This is a genomic window from Streptomyces sp. Wb2n-11 (assembly GCF_001049855.1).
Taxonomy (GTDB): domain Bacteria; phylum Actinomycetota; class Actinomycetes; order Streptomycetales; family Streptomycetaceae; genus Streptomyces; species Streptomyces altiplanensis.
The window spans coordinates 702,092-720,992 of record NZ_CVPB01000001.1 but is presented as its reverse complement, the minus strand read 5'-3'; the positions used below and the strand labels follow the sequence as shown (position 1 = coordinate 720,992).

The window sequence follows — 18,901 nt, the reverse complement described above, 5'->3', positions numbered from 1 at the left end:
CGGCGGCGGGGTGGAAGGACAGGCACAGCGCAGTGACGATCGCCGATGCGGTGTTCGCGTGGTTGGGAGTGGGAGCGCTGCTCGCGGCAGTGCTGCCCCGAGTGGTGGCCGGACGGCCGCTTTCGCTGCCACTGGTCTTCCTGGTGGGCGGTATCGGGGTGTACCTGCTGCCCCTGCCGCTGCCGGAGATCGATCCGGTGAACGACCGGCTGCTGACGGAGCACATCACCGAGATCGTCGTGATCATCGCGCTGATGGGCGCCGGGCTGGCGCTCAATCGGCCCGTCGGCCGTCGCCGATGGGCCACGACCTGGCGGTTGCTGGGCCTCACGATGCCGTTGACCGTCGTGGTCACGGCCCTCGTGGCGTGGTGGCTGCTGGACTGGCCTCCGGCCGTCGCTCTGCTGCTGGCCGCCGTTCTCGCGCCGACCGATCCGGTGCTCGCCTCGGAGGTGCGGGTGGGGGAGCCCACCGAGGACGAGCACGACGAGGACGAGGTGCGGTTCGCTCTCACCAGCGAGGCGGGCCTCAACGACGGGCTCGCCTTCCCCCTGACGTACGCGGCTGTGGCGCTGGCCGTCGCCGCGGGCAGTGGCTGGTCGGCCGACTGGACCGGCGCGTGGGCGGTGGAGGACGTCGTGTTCAAGTGCACCGTCGGGGTGCTGAGCGGGCTGTTGGCAGGCCGGGTGCTGGGCTGGTTGTTCTTCCGGCCCCGCTCGTCGGTGCTGCGGCTCTCCGAACACCGGGAGGGCTTCGTCGCGCTGGGCGCCACGTTCCTGTCGTACGGGGTGACCGAACTGCTGGGGGCTACGGCTTCCTCGCGGTGTTCACCACCGCGTGCACGATCCGGGCGGCCGAGCACGCCCACGGCTTCCACAACGTCCTGCACGACTTCATAGAGCAGATCGAGCGCCTGCTCACCGCGGCGGTGCTGTTTCTGCTGGGCGCCTTCATCGCGCTGGGTGGCCTCGCCCCTCTGACCTGGCAGGGCGCCGTCACCGCACTGGTGGTGCTGCTGGTCGTCCGGCCGCTGTCCGGATGGGCCGGGCTGCTCGGGAGCCGCCTGCGGGGCCGGGAGCGCTGGGTGGTCGCGGCCTACGGCATCCGGGGCATCGGCTCCTTGTACTACCTCGCCTACGCGCTGGGACAGCACGACTTCCCGGTGCCGGCGCGGGAACTGTGGGCGGTGGTGACCTTCACCGTGCTGGCCTCGGTCGTGCTGCACGGTGTCACGGCGGGACCGGTGGTGGCCAGGCTCGACCGGCTGCGGACCGCCGCCTCCCCGCGGCAGTCGGACACCTGCTGAGCGCCTGCGGCCAGCCGATCGCGGGAGACCTGGGCCGGGCGGCGGGAAGGCTCCCCGGCCACGTGGCCACCTGCCGGTGAGTGGTGAGTGGTGAACGGCGGGCGACTCACACCGCTGATTCCGGATGACCGCGTGCTGAGACACGTTGAAAAGTGGCCGCTTTGCGACTATTTGCCTGCTATATCTGTGGGCACCTGCGTCTCATGCCGGGCTCGCGACACTGCTGCAACGAGCCGGGTGCGCCGTGGCGGGGTGGTTCCGGCGACTTCGGTCCTCTCTCGCTCGCCCGCCCCGCAGGTGTGGGGCGGGCGAGGTGTCATTACGGGTCGCGACCGCGGTGGACGCGAGGCGGCCGCCGTATTCGGGCAGCGGAGACCGGAAGGATCATCATGAACAAGACCGCGCTGGTGGAAGCGGCCGTGCGAAAGACGGCTGAGACGGGCACGCAGCTGGCGTCGGAGGAGGTGGAGCGGGTGATCGACGCGCTGTTCGGCACCGTGGAGTCCGCCGGCGCGATCGCCGAAGGGCTCAAGCGTGGTGAGACGGTCACCGTGATCGGGTTCGGCGATTTCCACCTGGAGGACTCCCGTCCCACGCTGCGTCCGGGCCAGGCGCTGAACGAGTACGTCAACGGCACCGTCCGCTGAAAGCGGCCCCTTCCCGGCGGACGCCCGCGTCCCGGGGGTACCGGGGCGCGAGAGCCTGATCTCCGGGCCGCGGCCTGGCCGGGCGGCCGCGAGCGCCGGCTCTCCGGTCGCGTTCGGACGGCCGCTGTGCGGGCCGGGCCGCTCGCGGAGCCGGTACGGACGTGCGCGGTCGGATCGCCGCTGCTGTCCGCTTCGAGCACGCGCCGCTTCCGGCGCCCGGCCCCCGGCATACCGGGCGCCGCTTGCCCATGGCATTCGGCGCCCCCGGCCGGGGCCAGGCTTTCCGCTCGCGTCGGTCAGGGCTGGTTGCGTGCCTGGTCGGCGGCCTGGCCGGCGGCGCCGGTCTCGGTTGTGGCGCCCCGAGTGCTGAGTTTGCCGCCACTGGACTCGAGGTGGGCACGGACGAACCACTGGAAGAGCTCCAGGCCGCGCAGTTGCTCGATGAGCATGTCCTGCGTGACCGGGTCGCTCTCCTCGGTGGCCTGCATGGCCTGGCGGTGGTCCTTGATGATCGAGGTGTAGACGAGGTCGAGGGCGCCGAGGTGCTCGATGGCTTCGGCCCGGCCGATCGAGTAGTCGTTCCAGGTGCGTGCGTCGACCAACGCGCCCGGTGTGCCGTTCGGTTCGCCACCGAGGGTGGAGATCCGCTCGGCCAGGTCGTCGGTCATGGAGCGGACCTGTTCGACCTGCGGGTCGATCATTTCGTGCACGGCGATGAAGTGCGGGCCGACGACGTTCCAGTGAACGTGCTTGAGGGTGAGGGCGAGATCGTTGAGGGAGTGCAGGCGCATCTGCAGCAACGCGATGATCTGCCCGCTTTCCTGTGTGCTCATCCCCGGCACGGTGTACGAGATGTCCGGATGCTGTGACGGCATGGTGGCACTCCTAGCGTGGTGTCCGGCAGTGCGGAAGCGTTCAGGCAATCAGTCCGAACCGATTCGGCCGGGCGGCCGCGCGCAGCCTGCCGGGTCTTTTCACCGGTGCGGAGCAGAGGCGGGTGCACCAGTGCTCCTGAAGTGGTGGGGTGATCCGGTTCGCACCCCTTCCGCACGCAGGCGGGTCCGGCGCGGGCGCCGGTGGACTCCGGAGGGTTCGGGCGGGCCCTCCGGCGACTCGCCCACTACGTCTCCCACCCCGGATCGGGCGGCTTGAACGTTCCCCGCCCACTCGCCGGACGGGCGCCCCCGGTAACGGCCGTTCCACCACCAGCGGGTGACGGGGTATCGCTGGAGCAGGGAGAGGACGGGCAGCCCCGCGAAGGCTCCGGCGGGTGCCGCGAGGTGGAGATCGCCGGTGGAGGAGACGGCGATGATCGGGACGGCGCCGAGGCCGTCGACGACGGCGAGGGTGAGCGGTCCGTCCGCCGTCCAGTGCTGGAGGGAAAGGTCCGGTCCGGGAGAGGGGATGCCGAAAGGGAGGTGGCGTATGTGCTCGCAGGCGTCGCTCCACGGGGTGTTCGCCCAGACCAGGGCGACCAGGGCGGCGGCGAGCAGTGCGAGCCCGCCGGCTGTCTCTGTCCGCAGGGTGGCGGTGACCGCCGTGTGTTCCGGCAGGGGGGCAGGCCGGGGGAGGCGGAACGGTCGCGCGGGGCACCGGCCATGGGACAAGGGGCCTTTGGAGCACCGGCTTCCGGGCGCGCGACCCTTGGGCGTCGACCAGGCTTCCCGGCACACCCGCGTCACGTCGGCGCGGAAGCGGCCTGTTCGCTCAACGGAGGCTCATTTTCGGATAACGGTCTTGTTTCGTTCGCTGGGACTTTCCCATGTCACTGACCGTTGTGTGACGTGAATCACTAAAATTTTCGTAAAGGCATGGTAGAACTACGCAACTTCGCAGGTGGCCCCACCCCTCGCCGCGATGCGGAGTGCCGGCACGCACCGGCAGTACGACCAGGGTGATCACCGTCCGAAGTCCACGGACGTCCCACCCAGGGTCGCCGATCGGACAACGGCGTTCGCTCAAAGCCCGCACCCCACCGGCGCACTCATCCCGTGCCCGGCCCTGCGCCATCGAGGTAGCCACCGTGTCACTCGACTCCATCACCAAGTCCGTCGACGAAGCCGTCAGCGGCTTCTTCGAGCCCATAGCCAGCTGGCTCGGGGAAGTCGTCTTCTACGCCCTCCCCGTCGGCGGCACCGATCTGCCCCTCATCGTCGTCTGGCTCGTGGTCGCCGGTCTGGTGTTCACCGGCTGGTTCGGATTCGTCCAGTTGCGCAAGTTCCGCCTCGCCGTGGACGTGGTGCGCGGGAAGTACGACGAGGAGGGGTCGGCCGGAGAGGTCAACCACTTCCAGGCCCTGACCGCGGCCGTCTCCGGCACGGTCGGCCTCGGCAACATCGCGGGTGTCGCCGTAGCCGTCTCCATCGGTGGCGCGGGCGCCACCTTCTGGATGATCCTGTGCGGCCTGCTCGGCATGGCCACCAAGTTCGTCGAGGTCACCCTCGGTGTGAAGTACCGCGAGGTGCACGCCGACGGCACCGTCTCCGGCGGTCCCATGTACTACCTGCCCAAGGGCCTCGCCGACCGCTTCGGCGCCCGGGGCAAGACCTTCGGCAAGGTCCTCGCGGTCCTCGCCTCCGCCATGATCCTCTTCTTCGGCCTCTTCGGCGGCAACCTCTTCCAGGTCAACCAGAGCTACGCGCAGCTCGTCTCCGTCACCGGCGGCGAGGAGGGCCTCATGGGCTCCTCCACGGGTGCGCTGTTCTTCGGCATCCTGGTCGCCGCGCTCGTCGGCGTCGTGCTCCTGGGCGGTATCCGCTCCATCGCCTCGGTCACCAGCAGGCTCGTCCCGGCCATGGCGGGTCTCTACATCGCCGGCTGCCTGGTCGTCATCCTGGTCAACGTCACCGCAGTCCCGGCCGCGATCGGCGAGATCGTCGAACGTGCCTTCAACCCGCAGGGTGTCGCCGGAGGTGTGCTCGGCGCGCTGATCGTCGGCTTCAAGCGGGCGGCGTTCTCCAACGAGGCCGGCCTCGGCTCCGCGCCGATCGCCCACTCCGCGGTCAAGACCAAGCACCCCGCCAGCGAGGGCCTGGTCGCCCTGCTGGAGCCGTTCATCGACACCGTCGTCATCTGCACGATGACCGCGCTGACCATCGTCATCGCCAACCCCGCCAGCTGGGCCGAAGCGCGTAGGGACGGGTCCCCCGTCGGCGTCACGATCACGTCCGACGCCTTCGCCACGGTCATGCCCTGGTTCCCGTACGTCCTCACCGTCGCGGTGACGCTCTTCGCCATCTCCACCGTGCTCACCTGGGGCTACTACGGCCTCAAGGCGTGGACGTACCTCTTCGGCCGCAGCAGGACCAGCGAACTGACCTACAAGGTGATCTACACCCTGTTCGCCGTCGCGGGCTCGCTGCTGACGCTGCAGACCCTGATCGACATGGCCGACGCCGTGCTCTTCACGCTCGCCGTCATCAACATCATCGGCCTGTACCTGCTCGCCCCGGTCGTCAAGCGCGAACTGGACTCCTTCCTGGAGTTCGTCCGTGCCCGCAAGGCCGGCGAGAGCGGCGACGCCGACGAAGGCCAGGAGCCGGTGAAGACCACCGTCTGACCGCACCGCGGCCCGGCTCCCGAGCGGGCCCGTACACACTTCGCGCCTTGGTGTGTACGGGCCCGCTCACCTTTGCGTCCACCGCGCCGCACTTCCCGGCGCGGTGGACGGCCGTCTCGACGGCAGCGATCCGGTCGGTGAGCGGACCGGGGGCGGCTGCCGCCCGGTGGTCGTCGATCACGGCGGCCGGCCGCGTCAGCAGCTCCGCGTCGGAACGTCCGCGCCCCGTCAGGGGAGCGAGTACCGGGCGGGGAGGGCTGAGGGCGTTCTCGGTGGAGCTGAGCACGAGGACGTCTTCCCTGCCGGTCAGGACGTCGCCGAGGTTCCACGCGCCAGCTCGGCCGGTGAGCGTGCCGGGCTGCGGAAGCACTGCCCGGACCCGGTGCGGGGGCCGGCGGCCATGCGGACGGCGAAACGCCCGCCGCGAAGGCCGGACCGGTCGTCCGCGCCGGGACCGGGGAGCGTGCCCGGGTCCCGGCCCCGGGTGTGAGGCCCGTCGTCACCCCTCGGTGTCCTCCTCGCCCCCTCCGCCCCGTACGAGCGCCTGCTCGGCCCAGATCGTCTTGCCGGTGGACGTGTAGCGCGTTCCCCACTGCTGGGTCATCTGCGCGACGAGGAAGAGGCCCCGGCCCCCTTCGTCGTCGCTGCCGGCATGGCGCAGATGGGGCGAGGTGTGGCCGGTGTCGGAGACCTCGCAGATCAGGTTCCGGTCGCGGATGAGCCGCAGCTGGATCGGGCCGGCGGCGGCGTGGCGGATCGCGTTGGTGACGAGTTCGCTCACCACCAGTTCGGTGGTGAAGACCAGTTCGTCCAGTCCCCACTCCCCGACCTGCCGGGCAGCCACGGTGCGGGCGAGACCGACCGCCTCCGGATCGGCGGTCAGGTCCCACACGGCCACCTGATGCCCGCCCAGCTTGTGCGTACGTACGAGGAGCAGCGCGGCGTCGTCGTCCACGGGGCCGGACAGCAACTTCGCGACCGCCCGGTCGCACAGCTCGTCCAGGGGGCGGTGGTGCTCGGTGAGGACGCCGCCGAGTCCGTCGAGCTGGTCGTCGAGGTCCCGGTCGCGGTTCCGGACGAGGCCGTCGGTGAACAGGGCGACGATGGTGCCTTCCGGGAGTGCAAGCTCCGTGGTCTCGAAGGGCAGGCCCCCCAGGCCGAGCGGCGGGCCCGCCGGGAGGTCGGGGAAGGTGACGGAGCCGGTCGCGGGGTCGACCAGCGCGGGGGGAGGGTGGCCGGCCCGCGCCATTCCGCACAGGCCGGACACCGGGTCGTACACGGCGTACAGGCACGTCACGCCCAGCGCTTCGTCGTAGGGCGTCTCCTGGCCTTCGGCGGGGAGGGCCGCTCCCTCGTTGGCCGCCTGCGTGACCAGGTCGTCCAGTCGGGCGAGGAGTTCGTCGGGCGCGAAGTCCAGCCGGGCGAGCGCGCGCACGCTCGTGCGCAGCCGGCCCATGGTGGCGGACGCGCGCAGACCGTGACCGACCACATCACCCACGACCAGGCCCACCCGCGTGCCCGACAGGGCGATGACGTCGAACCAGTCGCCGCCGACACCGGCCTTGTTGTCCGTCGGCAGGTAGCGGTACGCCAGCTCGACGGCGGTCAGCCGGGGGAGCCCCCGGGGGAGCAGGCTGTGCTGGAGCATGAGGGCCGCGGTGTGCTCACGGGTGTAGCGGCGGGCGTTGTCGATGGATACGGCCGTCCGTGCGACCAGTTCGTCCGCCACCGCCAGCTCGCCGGCGTCGAACGGGTCGCGGCGGCGGTCCCACGCGAACGTGACCACGCCCAGCGTGACGCCTTCGGCGCGCAGGGGCACCACCAGCCGCGCGCGCGGCGGCCCGGCCGTGTCGTCCGCTCCCGCTCGGTCCGGGCGCTCCCGCACCGAGCGGCCCGAGGCCAGGCTGCGTGCCTGGGGCGAATCCGGTGGGTAGTCGATCCGCCGCCCCGCGGGCCGGCCTTCCGACGGGGCCGCGGCCCCGTCCCCCGCCCCTCCCCACACCCGGACCACATGGCCGGCGGACGCGGTCCCGGGGACGGGCTGCTCGCCTTCCAGTACGGCTTCCAGAAGGTCGACGGTGACCTCGTCGGCGAACTGCGGGACGGTGACCGTGCAGAGCTCCTGGGCGGTGCGGGCCATGTCCAGGGTCGTACCCACATGTCCGCCGGCCCGCACCAGGAGATCCAGCCGCTGCTGTGCGAGGTAGCGGTCGGTGACGTCGAACGTCTCCTCGCACACTCCCAGCGAGACTCCCGCGGCGTCACGCAGCCAGTAGTAGGAACACGACCAGATGTGGTCGCGCTCCGGGTCCGAGGGCGGGCGGCCGCTGTACTGGAGCTCGATCACGGGCTCGCCGGTGACGAGCACCTGCCGCATCGTCTCCTCCAGGGTCGGCGGGTACCGCTCGGACAGCACCTTGCCGTCGGCCACCATCTCGTCCGGGCCGAGACCGGCGTACTGCATGGTCCCCATCTCCTGGAAGAGGGCGGCGTTCGTCCACACCACCCGCAGGTCCGTGTCGTAGATGGCCAGACCCACCGGGGACTGCGTGGCGAGTCCCCGGAGCATCGCCTGCAGGACCTCCCACTGCTCCGTCTCCTCGGCGTCGGCCACCGTCAGGAGCCGGGCGGGGCCCGTGCCCGCGGGGGAGAGCGCGAGCATGGCCGTGACCACGCGGACGACGTGGCCGTCGCGGTGACGCATGCGGAGGACCTGGCGCTGGAAGCGTTCCGTGTCCGGCAGGTGCGTGGCCGCCCGGGCCCCGTCCGTCCCGTCCGTCCCGCCCACGACGAAGGTGGCGACCGGACGCCCGAGCACCTCGTGCGGCGGGTATCCCAGCAGCGTCTGCGCCGCGGGGCTCCAGCCGACGACCGTGCCGTCGGTGTCCAGCACGGCCGTGGCCGCTCTGGAGACGTCGAGGGGGCCGCGGAAGTCGGCGTCCCCGGCTGCGTTTACCGCGCTCATGTCACCTGCCTTGTCGGTTCCGCCCAGCGGGCGGCGAGCAGAAGCGCAATGTCGTCGGGCCGGTCGACGGTCTGCCGGGCCTCGCGGATCAGACGGTCCGCCGTCTCGGCGAGGGGGGACGAGCCGACGTCCGCCAGTGTGCCGCGCAGCCGCTCGACGCCCAGGTCGATGTCGACGCCCGGCTGCTCCACCAGACCGTCGGTGAACAGGGCCAGGACGGCGCCCGGCGCGAGCCGCAGTTCGGTGACGGGGTACGTCGCCTCGCTGTCGACGCCCAGTACGATGCCGCCGTCCAGGTCCAGGACTTCCGTCGAGCCGTCGGGGTGGCGCAGCAGCGGTTGCGGGTGCCCGGCCCGCACGGCCTGCGCGGAGCCGGACGCCGGGTCCAGAACGATGTAGCAGCAGGTGGCGAACTGACCGGGGTCGATGTCGATGAGCAGCCGGTTGGTGTCGCACATGACCTCCTGCGGGTTCTGCCCGGCGAGTGCGAAGGCGCGTACGGCGCTGCGCAGCTGGCCCATGGTGGCGGCGGCGGCGACGCCGTGGCCCTGTACGTCGCCCACCACCAGGGCCAGTCCCCGTCCGGTGTCGACGACGTCGTACCAGTCGCCTCCCACATCCATGCCCTGGGTGCCGGGCAGGTACCGCGCGACGGTGTCGACGTTCTCGACCGCGGGCAGCCGGTGCGGCAGCAGCGCGTTCTGCAGGCCGCGGGCGAGGGCGGCCTCGGTGTCGTAACGCTGCGCCCTCTGGAGCGCCTGCGCGATGAGCCCGGCCAGGGCGGTGAGGACCGTGCGCTCCTCGGGGCTGAAGCCGCGCGGCTGGTCGAAGCCGAGGATGCAGGAGCCGACGGGCCGCCCGGAGGCGATGAGCGGCAGGAAGGCCCGGGCGCCGACATCGGTGTCGAGGGGGATGCCGGGGTAGGCGGCGGCCAGGTGCTCCATGGACTCGAAGAAGATGGGGCGGCCGGAGACCAGCGTCTCCACACCGGGCAGCCGGGCGTTGAGGCCGATCCCCTCGAAGCGGTCGAGGAAGCCCTGCGGGAAGCCGGTCTCCCAGGCCAGGTAGAGATGGCCCTCCGTCAGCAGGTAGATCGCCAGCTGACGGCCGCCGAAGGCGGGCAGCAGCTCGTCCGTGACCACGGCGGACACCTGGCGCGCCGTGACGGCCTCCGTCAGCGCGATGGCCAGGGCGACCGGGCGGTACAGCGCCGACGCGCGGTCGGCCGGGGAGCCGAGTCCGGCGCCCGGCCTGGCGACCGATCCGGGCGCGTACGCGGGCTGCGGCGCCGGGGTCAGCGTGGCGGTCAGGCCGTCGTGGCCCGGATGGAGGGAGACCGAGAGCCACTCGTCCGGTGCGGACTCGCGCCGGGCCAGGAAGTGGACGGCCTCGTCGGACATCAGCGCGGCCCGGAAGTACTCCTCGTGCGCGGGGTGCCCGAACCACGGAAGGACCTCCCACAGGACATTGCCGACCAGTTCGGACCGCGCGTGACCGAGCAGGCTCTCCGCGCTGTGGTTCAGATAGGTGATCCGCCCGAGCCGGTCGAGCGAGAAGACGGCGTCCGGGAGCCGGTCGGTGGTCTCCGCGGCGACCGGCCCGGATCCGAAGTCCAGCAGAAAGCCGGTCAGGTGGCCCGCCGAGCCGCCTCCGGGCGGGTGGGGGCGGGCGGAGAGTTCGAGCAGGTGCGCCCGCCCGTCCGGCCCGCGCAGCCGCATCCTGCGCGCGACCGGACCGCCCGAGGCCGCCGTCTGCCGGGCCACCGTCCACAGCCCGTACACGTCCTCCGGCGCCAGCCCCGCCACCAGCGCGTCGACGGTGCCGGGGAAGTCCGCGGGGGAGGTGCCGAGGATGGCGCACAGCTCCGCGTCGGCGTTCACGGCGCCGTCGTCGAGGTCCCAGTCGAAGTACCCGATCCGCACGGGCGGTGTGGTGACCGAGGGCAGCTGGACGCATACCGGCTCGCCCTCCCACGCGACGGGCTCCCCGTTCGCGCTCAGCCCGCCGAGTGCGGCGGCGAGCCGGTCCGCGGCGTGCTCCACCCGGCGGCGGTCGGTGTGGCCGACCGGGACCCCGGGCGTGGCCGCGCGCAGTACCACCAGCACCCCGAACTTCTCGCGGTCGCTGGCGACGGGCACGTACATCGAACCGAACGGGAACGGCAGTCCCGCCATGAGCTGCGGGAACAGCCGCATGGCCTCCTCGGCGTCGGCGAGGTGGACGGCCCGGCCCGAGCGGTGGGCCTCCGCCACCGGGAACGGACGGTTCACGTGCATGTTCCACCAGGGCCGGAACAGCCGTCCCGGCAGCCCGGAGAGCACGGCCAGTCGCAGCAGTCCCGGCCTCCGGGAACGCAAATAGATGCCGCCGGCGTATCCGCCGGCAGACTCGATCGCGTTTACTGCGGCTTGGGCGAGCACCAGGACCAGTTCGTCCGGAACTCGGCCGTTGCTGTTCGGTCTCCCGGTCGTCGCCCCGCTTTCGCCCGGCGGGGCGTGCCCGGCCGCGTCGTACCAGGTCACACAGCCAGGATGCTCCCCGGCTGCGGTGGCGCGCATCTTCGCGGACCGTGCGCCGCGCGTGGCGCGGTCAGCCCGCGGCCGGGTTTTCCGTGGCGGCCGCCGTCGGCCGGTGGCCCGGCAGGGCGGTCAGGGCGGCCGCCAGCTGGGCGCGCGACCGGACGTCCAGCTTCTGGTAAATACGGGTCAGACGGGCCTCGACCGTCTTCACGCTCAGGTACAGCTTCGCCGCCGCCTCCTGGTTGCTGGCCCCCTGGCCGACCATCAGCGCGAGCCGCAGCTCCGCGTCCGTGAGGGACGACAGGGTGGTGCTTCCACGGGACGGCGCCGGTTCGGCCGTACGGGAAGACGTCTCCCTGGTCAGCCCGAGCCACGGCAGGGCCCCGGCCCGTTCGAAGACCGCGGCCGCGGCCTGCAGCGCGCTCTGGGCGGCCGACCGTCTGCGGCGGCGGCGCTCCACGCGGGCGAGCGCGATCAGCGCCCGGCCGTGCTCCAGCGGCAGACCCGCCGCGGCGAACCGCCCGGCGGTGTGCGACAGCAGCTCCACGGCCTCGTCCGGTCTGCCGCTCGCCGCCAGGTACAGGGCGTACGCCCGGTCGCAGCCGAGCAGCACCGTCGTGCGGCCGAGACGCTCCGCGACCGGACGCACGCCGGCGAGCAGGGCCGCGGCCTCCTCGGGGGCGTCGTTCGCCAGCAGCGCCTCGGCCAGTTCCTCGTGCCAGCGCAGCATGGAGGGGTCGACGGTCGACTGGGCGCGTTCGCCGGCCTTGACCCGGCGCAGGGTCTCCAGGGCCGTCGCCACGTCCCCGTCGATCAGCTGGACCCGGCCCAGCGCGTACAGGCTGCGGGAGAGGAAGACGTGGTCGCCCTCCTCCTCGGAGGCCCGCACACTGCGCCGGGCGTAGCTCGTGGCCCGCGCGAAGCTGCCGCCGGCGGTCTCCGCGAGGGCCAGCGCGTACCAGGCGGGGCCGGGGGAGAGTCCGGCCTCCAGCGTGAGGGCGAGCGAGCGGCCGGCGTGCGCGAGCGCCGCCGCGCACTGCCCCTGCCGGGCCTCGGTCTCCGCGAGCGTACGGAGCAGTTCGATGGCGTCCTCCACCGGGCCGCGGCGCTCGACCAGCGGCAGCAGGGCGCCGAGCTGGTCGCGGGCGTCGGTGAGCCGGTCGTCGAACAACGCGTGGCGGATCGTCAGTATCTGTGCGGCGTTGCGGACACCGAGCGGACGCTCGAAGACTTCCAGGGCCCGAGCCTCGGCCAGCACCCGCTCCGCGTCCGGCGAGCCGAGGACGCGGTCCATGCGCGCCTGTACGGTCAGCGCTTTCGCGGCGGTCCTGCGGTCGCCCACCGAGCCGGCGAGCGCGGCGGATTCGACGGCGGCGGCCCGCGAGCGCACGGGATCGCCGTCGGCCAGGACGTACTTCACCGCCAGCCGGAGCTGGACGGCCGCCCGCAGCGCCGTGTCGCCCTCGGAGTCCTCCATGGCGTGGACGTAGATCTCGTCGAGGTCGCTCAGCCCCTGGCCCGCAGTGTCCAGCACCGCGAGCCGCGCGCGGACGCGGTCGGCCGGTGCGGCGTCCCGGGCCAGCAGATCGGTGGCCGCACGCATGGCCAGGTCGGCGCGGGCGGCGCGGGCCGCCTCCTCGGCGGCGTCCACCAGCCGGGCGATCCGCTGCGAGCCGTGCCGCACGGGCGTGGACTCGGCGGCCAGCAGGGCCAGTTCCGCGGCCAGGGCGCTGTTCCCCCGGCGCCGCGCGGCGTCGGCGGACGCCGCGACCTCCGCGGCCAGCTTCCCGTCGGGGACGTCCGTGGCCAGCGCCCGGTGGCGTACCGCCTCGACGGGATCGTCCACGACCCGCGCGAGCGCCGCGTGACCGGCGCTGCGCTCGGTCCAGCAGGAGTCGTGCACGAGCGTCGACGGCAGGACGCCGGCCGTGAAGCCGACCGTCCCGTCCTCGCCGAGGGAGATCAGGTTCGCCCGCTCGGCGGCGGCGAGGTCGGCCTCGGCGGTGGGGCGGCCCGCGCGGCGGATCAGCGACGCCGTCGGACGCAGTGCCAGCGCCGCCAGCAGGAGCGTGGAGCGCACGGCGGGCGAGGCGGCGCCCAGGAGCTGGCGGGCGAGGTCGCGGGCGCGCCCGGACAGGGACAGCGCCTCGGCGTGGTGCACGGGGGTCCGCGCGTCGGCGAGGGACCGGCCGACGGCGAGCGCGAGACGCGGGTTGCCGCCGCTGGCCCGGTGGATGCGGCCGGCCATCCGGGACGGCAGCCGGTGGTGGATGAGGAGTTCGGCGATCTGGTCGGCCTGCAACGGCGGTACGGCCAGGACGTCGGCCTCGGACGGTACCCACAGGGGCTCGGGGCCGGCCCCGCCCGGCCCCGGCATGCCGCCGCGGAGTGTGTCCGGGGCGTACGCCGCGGGGGTCTCCACGCTGACCACCCGCAGTGCGGACGGGGCCAGGTGGAGGGCGAAACGCAGGAGGTCGGCGCTGGTGTCGTCGATGCGCTGGACGCCGTCGACGACCAGCAGGACGGGGCCGCGCGCGGCGGTGAGGGTCCGCAGGATCTGGGCGAGGGCGAGCCGCAGGGCGATGGGGTCCCAGCCGTCGGCCGGGACGGGTGCCTCGCGGCACAGCATGGCGACGGCGGTCCGCTGCGGGCCGGGCAGCCCTTCGAGGACGTCGTACGTCCCGGGCCCGCCGGCTCCGCCCGGGCGGTCCGGGCCGTGGGATCCGTCGGCCCCGCCCGGACCGCTGTGGGCGGTCCCGGGACCGGGCCAGGACGCGCAGGCCGACACGGACGCCACGAGGGCGGCGGCGGACGCACCCGGTATGTTCCGGTCGGCGGGGAGCGTGGCGAGCCAGAGCACGGTCTCGCCCCGGGACTCGGCGCGCGCGGCGGCGGCCAGGGCGAGCTCCGTCTTGCCGACTCCGGCAGGGCCCGTGAGCAGGGCGCGTCCGCGGGTCTCCAGGACTCGTTCGAGCCGCGCGAGGAGTTCGGTCCGCCCGACCGGCGCGGGCCGGTACACCGCCGACGTCGTCACGTACCCACCCCCGCCTTCCGGTGCGCGCGGGCCCTCTGCCCGTGCGAGCAGAGAATACGGAGTCGGCCGCCACCGTCCAGATCCGGTGTCCGGCATACGGACAGACCTGAGGAGGGGCGTGTCCGCAGCACGCTGCGGACACGCCCCTGAACAGCGTTGATGCTGTACTTCCGATGTCTCAGAAGGTGAGACTCCAGCTGTCGATGTAGCCGGTGTCACCCGATGCCACGTCGCGGACCTGGAGCTTCCAGGTCCCGTTGGCGACCTCGCTCGACGCGTCGACCGTGTACGTCGCGAGGACGTTGTCGGCGCCGTCGGAGGACGACGAGGTCTTCAGGTTGCGCACGGTGCCGTCCGGAGCGACGAGGTCGACGACCAGGTCGCCGCGCCAGGTGTGCTTGATGTCCACGTCGACCTTGAGGGCGGCGGGGGCGTTGCCGGTGCGGCCGGTCACGGCGATCGAGGAGGTGACCGTCGCGTTGTCGTTGACCGTGACGTTCGCCGCGTTGGTGAAGACCGTCCCGCCGGGCGTGATGCCGGTGACGGCGTTCACGGTCTTCGCCGCGTCGGCGATGCCGGTGCCGCAGCCGCCGGTGCAGGTGCCGGGCAGCGGACGGGCGTTGCTCTTGATCGCGGACTCGATGTCGGCCGGGGTGAGCGTGCTCTTGACGGACTTCAGCAGCGCGGCGAGCCCGGCGATGTGCGGGGCGGCCATCGAAGTGCCCTGGTAGGGCTTGTAGTTCTCGGTGGACTGGGTGGTGGTGCCGGAGTTCAGCGTGGAGAGGATGCCGTTCTCGGGGTGGTGACGGTGCCGGGCGTGTCGGTGGCGCGGCGGGTCTCGCCGCCGGGCGCCGAGACGTCGATGCCGGCGCCGTAGTTCGAGTAGTACGAACGGTTGCCCTCGCGGCTGGTCGACGCCACGTTGATGACGCCGGAGCAGTTGGCGGGCGTGAAGCCGGAGGCGTTGGCGTTGCTGTTGCCCGCCGCGACGACCACGGTGGTGCCGCGCGACACGGCACCGTTGATGGCGGTCTGGTAGACGCTGGGGCAGGTGGAACTGGCGCCGCCGAGGCTCAGGTTGACGACCTTGGCCGGGGTCGGGTTGGCCGGGGCGCCCGGGACCGTACCGCCGGACGCCCAGGTGATGGCGTCGGCGATGTCGGAGGAGGAGCCGCCGCACTTGCCGAGCACGCGCACGGGCTGGATCTTCGCGCCGTACGCGATGCCCGCGATGCCCTTGGTGTTGTTGGTCGTGGCGCCGATGGTGCCGGCCACGTGCGTGCCGTGCCAGGAGGAACTGCTCGCCCTGGAGCCGGTGCCGCACTCGCCGTCGGTGGCGTTCCAGTCGCCCTCGTCCCTGGCGTCGTTGTCACGGCCGTTGCCGTCGCGGGCGTCGGCGGACGAGGAGATGAAGTCGTAACCGGAGACGACATTGCCGGCCAGGTCGGTGTGGGCGGCGTAACCGGTGTCGATGACGGCGACGGTGACGCCGCTGCCGGTGGTCTTGTCCCAGGCGCCGGGTACGTTCATGCCGCCGGTGGCCTCGAACAGGTCCCACTGCTTGGCGTAGTCGGTGTCGTTGGGGGTGGCCGCCATCGCGTAGGCGCGGATGTCGGGCTCCACGGACGCGACGGAGGAGTCGGCGCGGAAGGCGTCCATGACCTCGGTGAGGCCCTTCTCGGAGGCCTCGCCGCCCAGGTCGACCAGGGCGGCTCCGCCGGCGAGGCGGCGTTCGAACGACAGGCTCTCACCGGTCTTCTTGCCCTTGGCGGCCGCGTCGTTCCTGGCAGCGGCGTTGGAGCCGGCCTCGGCTGCCTCCGACTTGTAGGTGACGATGACCTTCTCGACCGGGGCGGCCGGCAGTCCGGTCACGGCCTGCGAAGCCGGGGCGGGCTTCGGGGAGGGGCCCGCGGCGGCGGCGGACGCCACGGTGGAGGTGGCAACGACGCCGGCGATCGTGGCGGTCGCGGCCACGACGGATATGAGTCTCCGCCTGGAACCGTTCAAGGTGTTCCCTTTCATGACGTACGTGCGGAGCGCCTGGCGGGCGGCGCGGGAGCCACGCGTGACGTGGGGGCCACGGGTGCGCGGTTCCTGGGCCGGGTGAGCCCGTGCGCCGCCGCCGGCGCTACGACCCTGGGTCAAGGCCGTCCCCGGCGTACCCCACCCTTTACATGCACCTGACAGGCAAGAGTCGGGGAACGGGATGCGCTGGTTCGGCAGACAGTAGGGAACGGCGGGATGAACCCGATACGGGGAAAACCCTTGTCACCCCCGTGAGGGGGCCGGGGAGGGGCGGGGCGGCGCCCTGGTGCCGGGAACACCGCGCCGCGACCGCACGGCGGGCACCTGACCCGCCGGAGCGGCAACCAGAGCTGTTCCCGGGCCCGCCCACGCGGTGCGGCGGGCGCCCGCGGGGGTCGTGCCGAGCCAGGTGTGCGGTTGCGTTCCCCGCACCAGCCGGGCTTCGGGGCCTTCTGGCTGATCCAGAGGGCCGGGATCCGGCATCCCTCACTCAAGGCACACCGCTCCGAGGGTGTCTGTACCGCGCCGGGTGCGCCCGCGACGACGACGCGGGCGCCGAGTCGTCAGGCGGGCTGGACGGTGATGGTGCAGAGGCGCTTGGTGGCCCGGGTCAGGGCTACGTACAAGTCCCTCTCCCCACCGGGGCGGGCCGTGATGATCTCCTCGGGGTTCATGACGACGACCCCGTCGAATTCCAGGCCGCGTGCTTCGGACGCCGGCACGATGCGCGCGTGGTGAGCGATGCCTCGGGCCGTCAGCTCGCCCACCCTGGTGTCCGCGCAGATCACTCCCAGAAGCTCGCCCGGGTGCGCGGTGCTCTGGGCGCGGAGTTCCCGGACGACGGCGGTGACCAACCCGTCCGGAGGTGTGGTCACGGTGCGGGGGCTCTCACCGCTTCGCAGGGACCGTGCGGGCTTCTGGTCCGGAGCGATCCGCGTGAGCAGGTCCCGGACGCTCTCCAGGATCTCCTGCGTGGTGCGGTAGCCGACGGTCAGGTCGTGCAGTCTGAACCGCGGTCCGACGTGGGGGCTCAGTGCCTCCTTCCAGTCGCGTGCCGTCGCGACCGGGCCTGCCTGGGCGAAGTCGCCCACCAGCGTCATCGCCCTTGCCGGGCAGCGGCGGACGATCATCCGCCACTGCATGGCGGTCAGTTCCTGCGCCTCGTCGACGACGACGTGCCCGTACGTCCGCTCAGGGGGGCCGTCGACCAGGCTCGCCGCCTCGTCCAGCAACGGCGCATCGGCATCGGTCCACGGGTCGTCCGGACCGCGCAGCAGCAGGGACCGCTCCTGCGCGGTCAGGCGGGGCAGGTGCTCGGCGAGAGCGCCGGCGTTCGTCAGGAGCGCCTTCACGAGATCACCGGGTACCAGCCGCGGCCACACCACCTCGACCGCTCGGTCGACGCCGGCGTCGTCGAGGAGTTCGGCTCGGACGGCGTCCAGGTCCAGCTCGTGGGCCGGACCCGGGTCGGCCGCACCTTCGGCACGGTGCTGGGCGGCTCCCGTGAACCGGTCGAGGTTCATGCCCGTCATCCTTTCGGCATCGGTGTCGATCTGCTCCAGCAGGTCGCCCATGTCTCGTTGCATCGCGCCGGTGACGGCGTCGACCAAGAGCTCTTTGAGCACCTGGCGCGCGGGGTTGTGCCCCGGTACGGCTGCCACGGCGGCGTCGCGTGCCGTGGCGACTTCCGCCCCGGACAGGTGGACCAGTTCCCGTCCGACCCGCACGGCGAAGTCACCGGCGGGGGCCTGGTGGGCGCGCAGCAGGCCGGCCAAGGCGTCGGCGAGGTCGGAGCTGCCCTTGAGACGGGCCGTGTCGAACGGGTCCACCGTGTCCGTGGACACTCCGGCCAGTTCCCGGCAGGTCGCCAGAACGACGTCGTTCTCTCCGAGCGAGGGAAGGACCTGGGAGACGTAGTCGAGGAACCGGGCGTTCGGGCCCACCACCAGGACGCCCTCCTCCGCGGCGCGCGGGAACGCGTACAGGACGTAGGCCGCCCGGTGCAGGGCGACCACCGTCTTGCCGGTGCCGGGCCCGCCCTGCACCACGGTCACCCCGCGGTGGGCGGAGCGGACGATCTCGTCCTGCTCGGCCTGCAGCGTCGCGACAGCCGCGTGCATCCTGCCCGTACGCCGTGCCGACAGGGCCTCGGTCAACGGGCCGTCCCCCACGACGTCCTCTTCGGTCGGGGCGGTCCCGTCCAGCAGTTCGTCGCTCACCGAGATGACCGTGCGCTCCTCGAGGCGCAGGTGCCGGCGCCGCCGCAGGTCCATCGGGTGGACCGGTGTCGCCTCGTAGAAGGGCCGTGCCGCGTTCGCGCGCCAGTCCACGAGCAGAGGCAGGTCGTCCTCCTCCGTATGCAGTCCGATCCGCCCGATGCGCAGGGCCGCGCCATCCGTCCAGTCGATGCGCCCGAAGACCAGCCCCTTTTCGGCGCCCTCCAGCCGGCCGATTTCCTTGGCCAGACGCTCGGCGGCGATTTCTCTCTCATATGCCTCACCGGCGCTTTCCGCCGGAGCCTTCAGCACACTCGCTCGGTGTGCTCGCGCCTCGGAAAGCCGCTCGGTGAGCAACTCATATAAGGAGGACACATAATCCCGCTCCAATTCAACCGCACGTACAGCGGGATCATTGATTTTCGACAACAGGGGGCTCCTTCGATTCGGGCCACACCATACGGTCAAAGTTCCCGGAAGATAAGCCTTGACTTACTGGGTGAGCCATGGCCCTACGGCTGAATCCATGACGGTTGACCGTATGGCGTACCATGCATTCCGCCGTTCCGTATATCGCTGATCGCGCTCCCGATGCCCGCCTGCCTTATGGCGAGCCCGCCCTTGGATGCC

The 18,901-nt window shown here is 72.4% G+C and carries 8 protein-coding genes and 2 pseudogenes; 3 read left to right on the top strand and 7 right to left on the bottom strand.

The window, feature by feature from the left end; genetic code table 11:
• The first annotated feature begins 32 nt into the window (after positions 1-32).
• Positions 33-1,306: pseudogene (locus BN1555_RS03140) on the top strand (cation:proton antiporter).
• Between the two features lie 389 nt (positions 1,307-1,695).
• Positions 1,696-1,953 carry an HU family DNA-binding protein gene (locus tag BN1555_RS03135; protein ID WP_093797642.1) on the top strand — a complete coding sequence of 86 codons (258 nt, stop codon included), beginning with the start codon at positions 1,696-1,698 and terminating at the stop codon, positions 1,951-1,953.
• 296 nt (positions 1,954-2,249) lie between these two features.
• Here the strand turns inward: BN1555_RS03135 and BN1555_RS03130 are convergent, their stop codons facing one another.
• On the bottom strand, positions 2,250-2,828 hold the full coding sequence (locus tag BN1555_RS03130) for a Dps family protein (protein WP_093797640.1): 579 nt from the start codon (positions 2,826-2,828) through the stop codon (positions 2,250-2,252).
• Between the two features lie 99 nt (positions 2,829-2,927).
• Positions 2,928-3,560, bottom strand: a complete 633-nt coding sequence (locus BN1555_RS41530) for a Na+/H+ antiporter NhaA (RefSeq protein WP_369688935.1) — start codon at positions 3,558-3,560, stop codon at positions 2,928-2,930.
• Positions 3,561-3,976: 416 nt separating this feature from the next.
• Between BN1555_RS41530 and BN1555_RS03120 the strand changes: the two genes are divergently transcribed.
• Positions 3,977-5,512: an alanine/glycine:cation symporter family protein gene (locus BN1555_RS03120; RefSeq protein ID WP_093797638.1), complete on the top strand. Its 1,536-nt coding sequence runs from the start codon at positions 3,977-3,979 to the stop codon at positions 5,510-5,512.
• A gap of 499 nt (positions 5,513-6,011) precedes the next feature.
• Here BN1555_RS03120 and BN1555_RS03115 read toward each other — a convergent pair whose 3' ends face one another.
• From BN1555_RS03115 to BN1555_RS03090, 5 genes and pseudogenes are all read right to left on the bottom strand, one after another.
• Positions 6,012-8,477, bottom strand: a complete 2,466-nt coding sequence (locus tag BN1555_RS03115; protein ID WP_093797636.1) for a SpoIIE family protein phosphatase — start codon at positions 8,475-8,477, stop codon at positions 6,012-6,014.
• A complete protein-coding gene (locus BN1555_RS03110) occupies positions 8,474-11,035 on the bottom strand; it encodes a SpoIIE family protein phosphatase (RefSeq protein ID WP_093797634.1) in 2,562 nt (853 codons plus the stop codon). Before BN1555_RS03110 ends, BN1555_RS03115 begins: the two co-directional genes overlap by 4 nt.
• 31 nt (positions 11,036-11,066) lie before the next feature.
• Positions 11,067-14,030 carry a helix-turn-helix transcriptional regulator gene (locus BN1555_RS03105; RefSeq protein WP_255305847.1) on the bottom strand — a complete coding sequence of 988 codons (2,964 nt, stop codon included), beginning with the start codon at positions 14,028-14,030 and terminating at the stop codon, positions 11,067-11,069.
• A 178-nt stretch (positions 14,031-14,208) separates the two neighbouring features.
• Positions 14,209-16,052 (bottom strand): annotated as a pseudogene (locus BN1555_RS03100) (S8 family serine peptidase).
• A gap of 566 nt (positions 16,053-16,618) precedes the next feature.
• Entirely contained in the window at positions 16,619-18,646 is a 2,028-nt protein-coding gene (locus tag BN1555_RS03090) for a HelD family protein (protein ID WP_176709935.1), read from the bottom strand.
• Between the last annotated feature and the right edge of the window lie 255 nt (positions 18,647-18,901).

Excerpts from the sequence above, each read along its gene's own strand:
- BN1555_RS03135 (WP_093797642.1), top strand. The coding sequence starts at position 1,696 with ATGAACAAGACCGCGCTGGTGGAAGCGGCCGTGCGAAAGACGGCTGAG.
- BN1555_RS03130 (WP_093797640.1), bottom strand. The coding sequence starts at position 2,828 with ATGCCGTCACAGCATCCGGACATCTCGTACACCGTGCCGGGGATGAGC.
- BN1555_RS03115 (WP_093797636.1), bottom strand. The coding sequence starts at position 8,477 with ATGAGCGCGGTAAACGCAGCCGGGGACGCCGACTTCCGCGGCCCCCTC.
- BN1555_RS03110 (WP_093797634.1), bottom strand. The coding sequence starts at position 11,035 with ATGCGCGCCACCGCAGCCGGGGAGCATCCTGGCTGTGTGACCTGGTAC.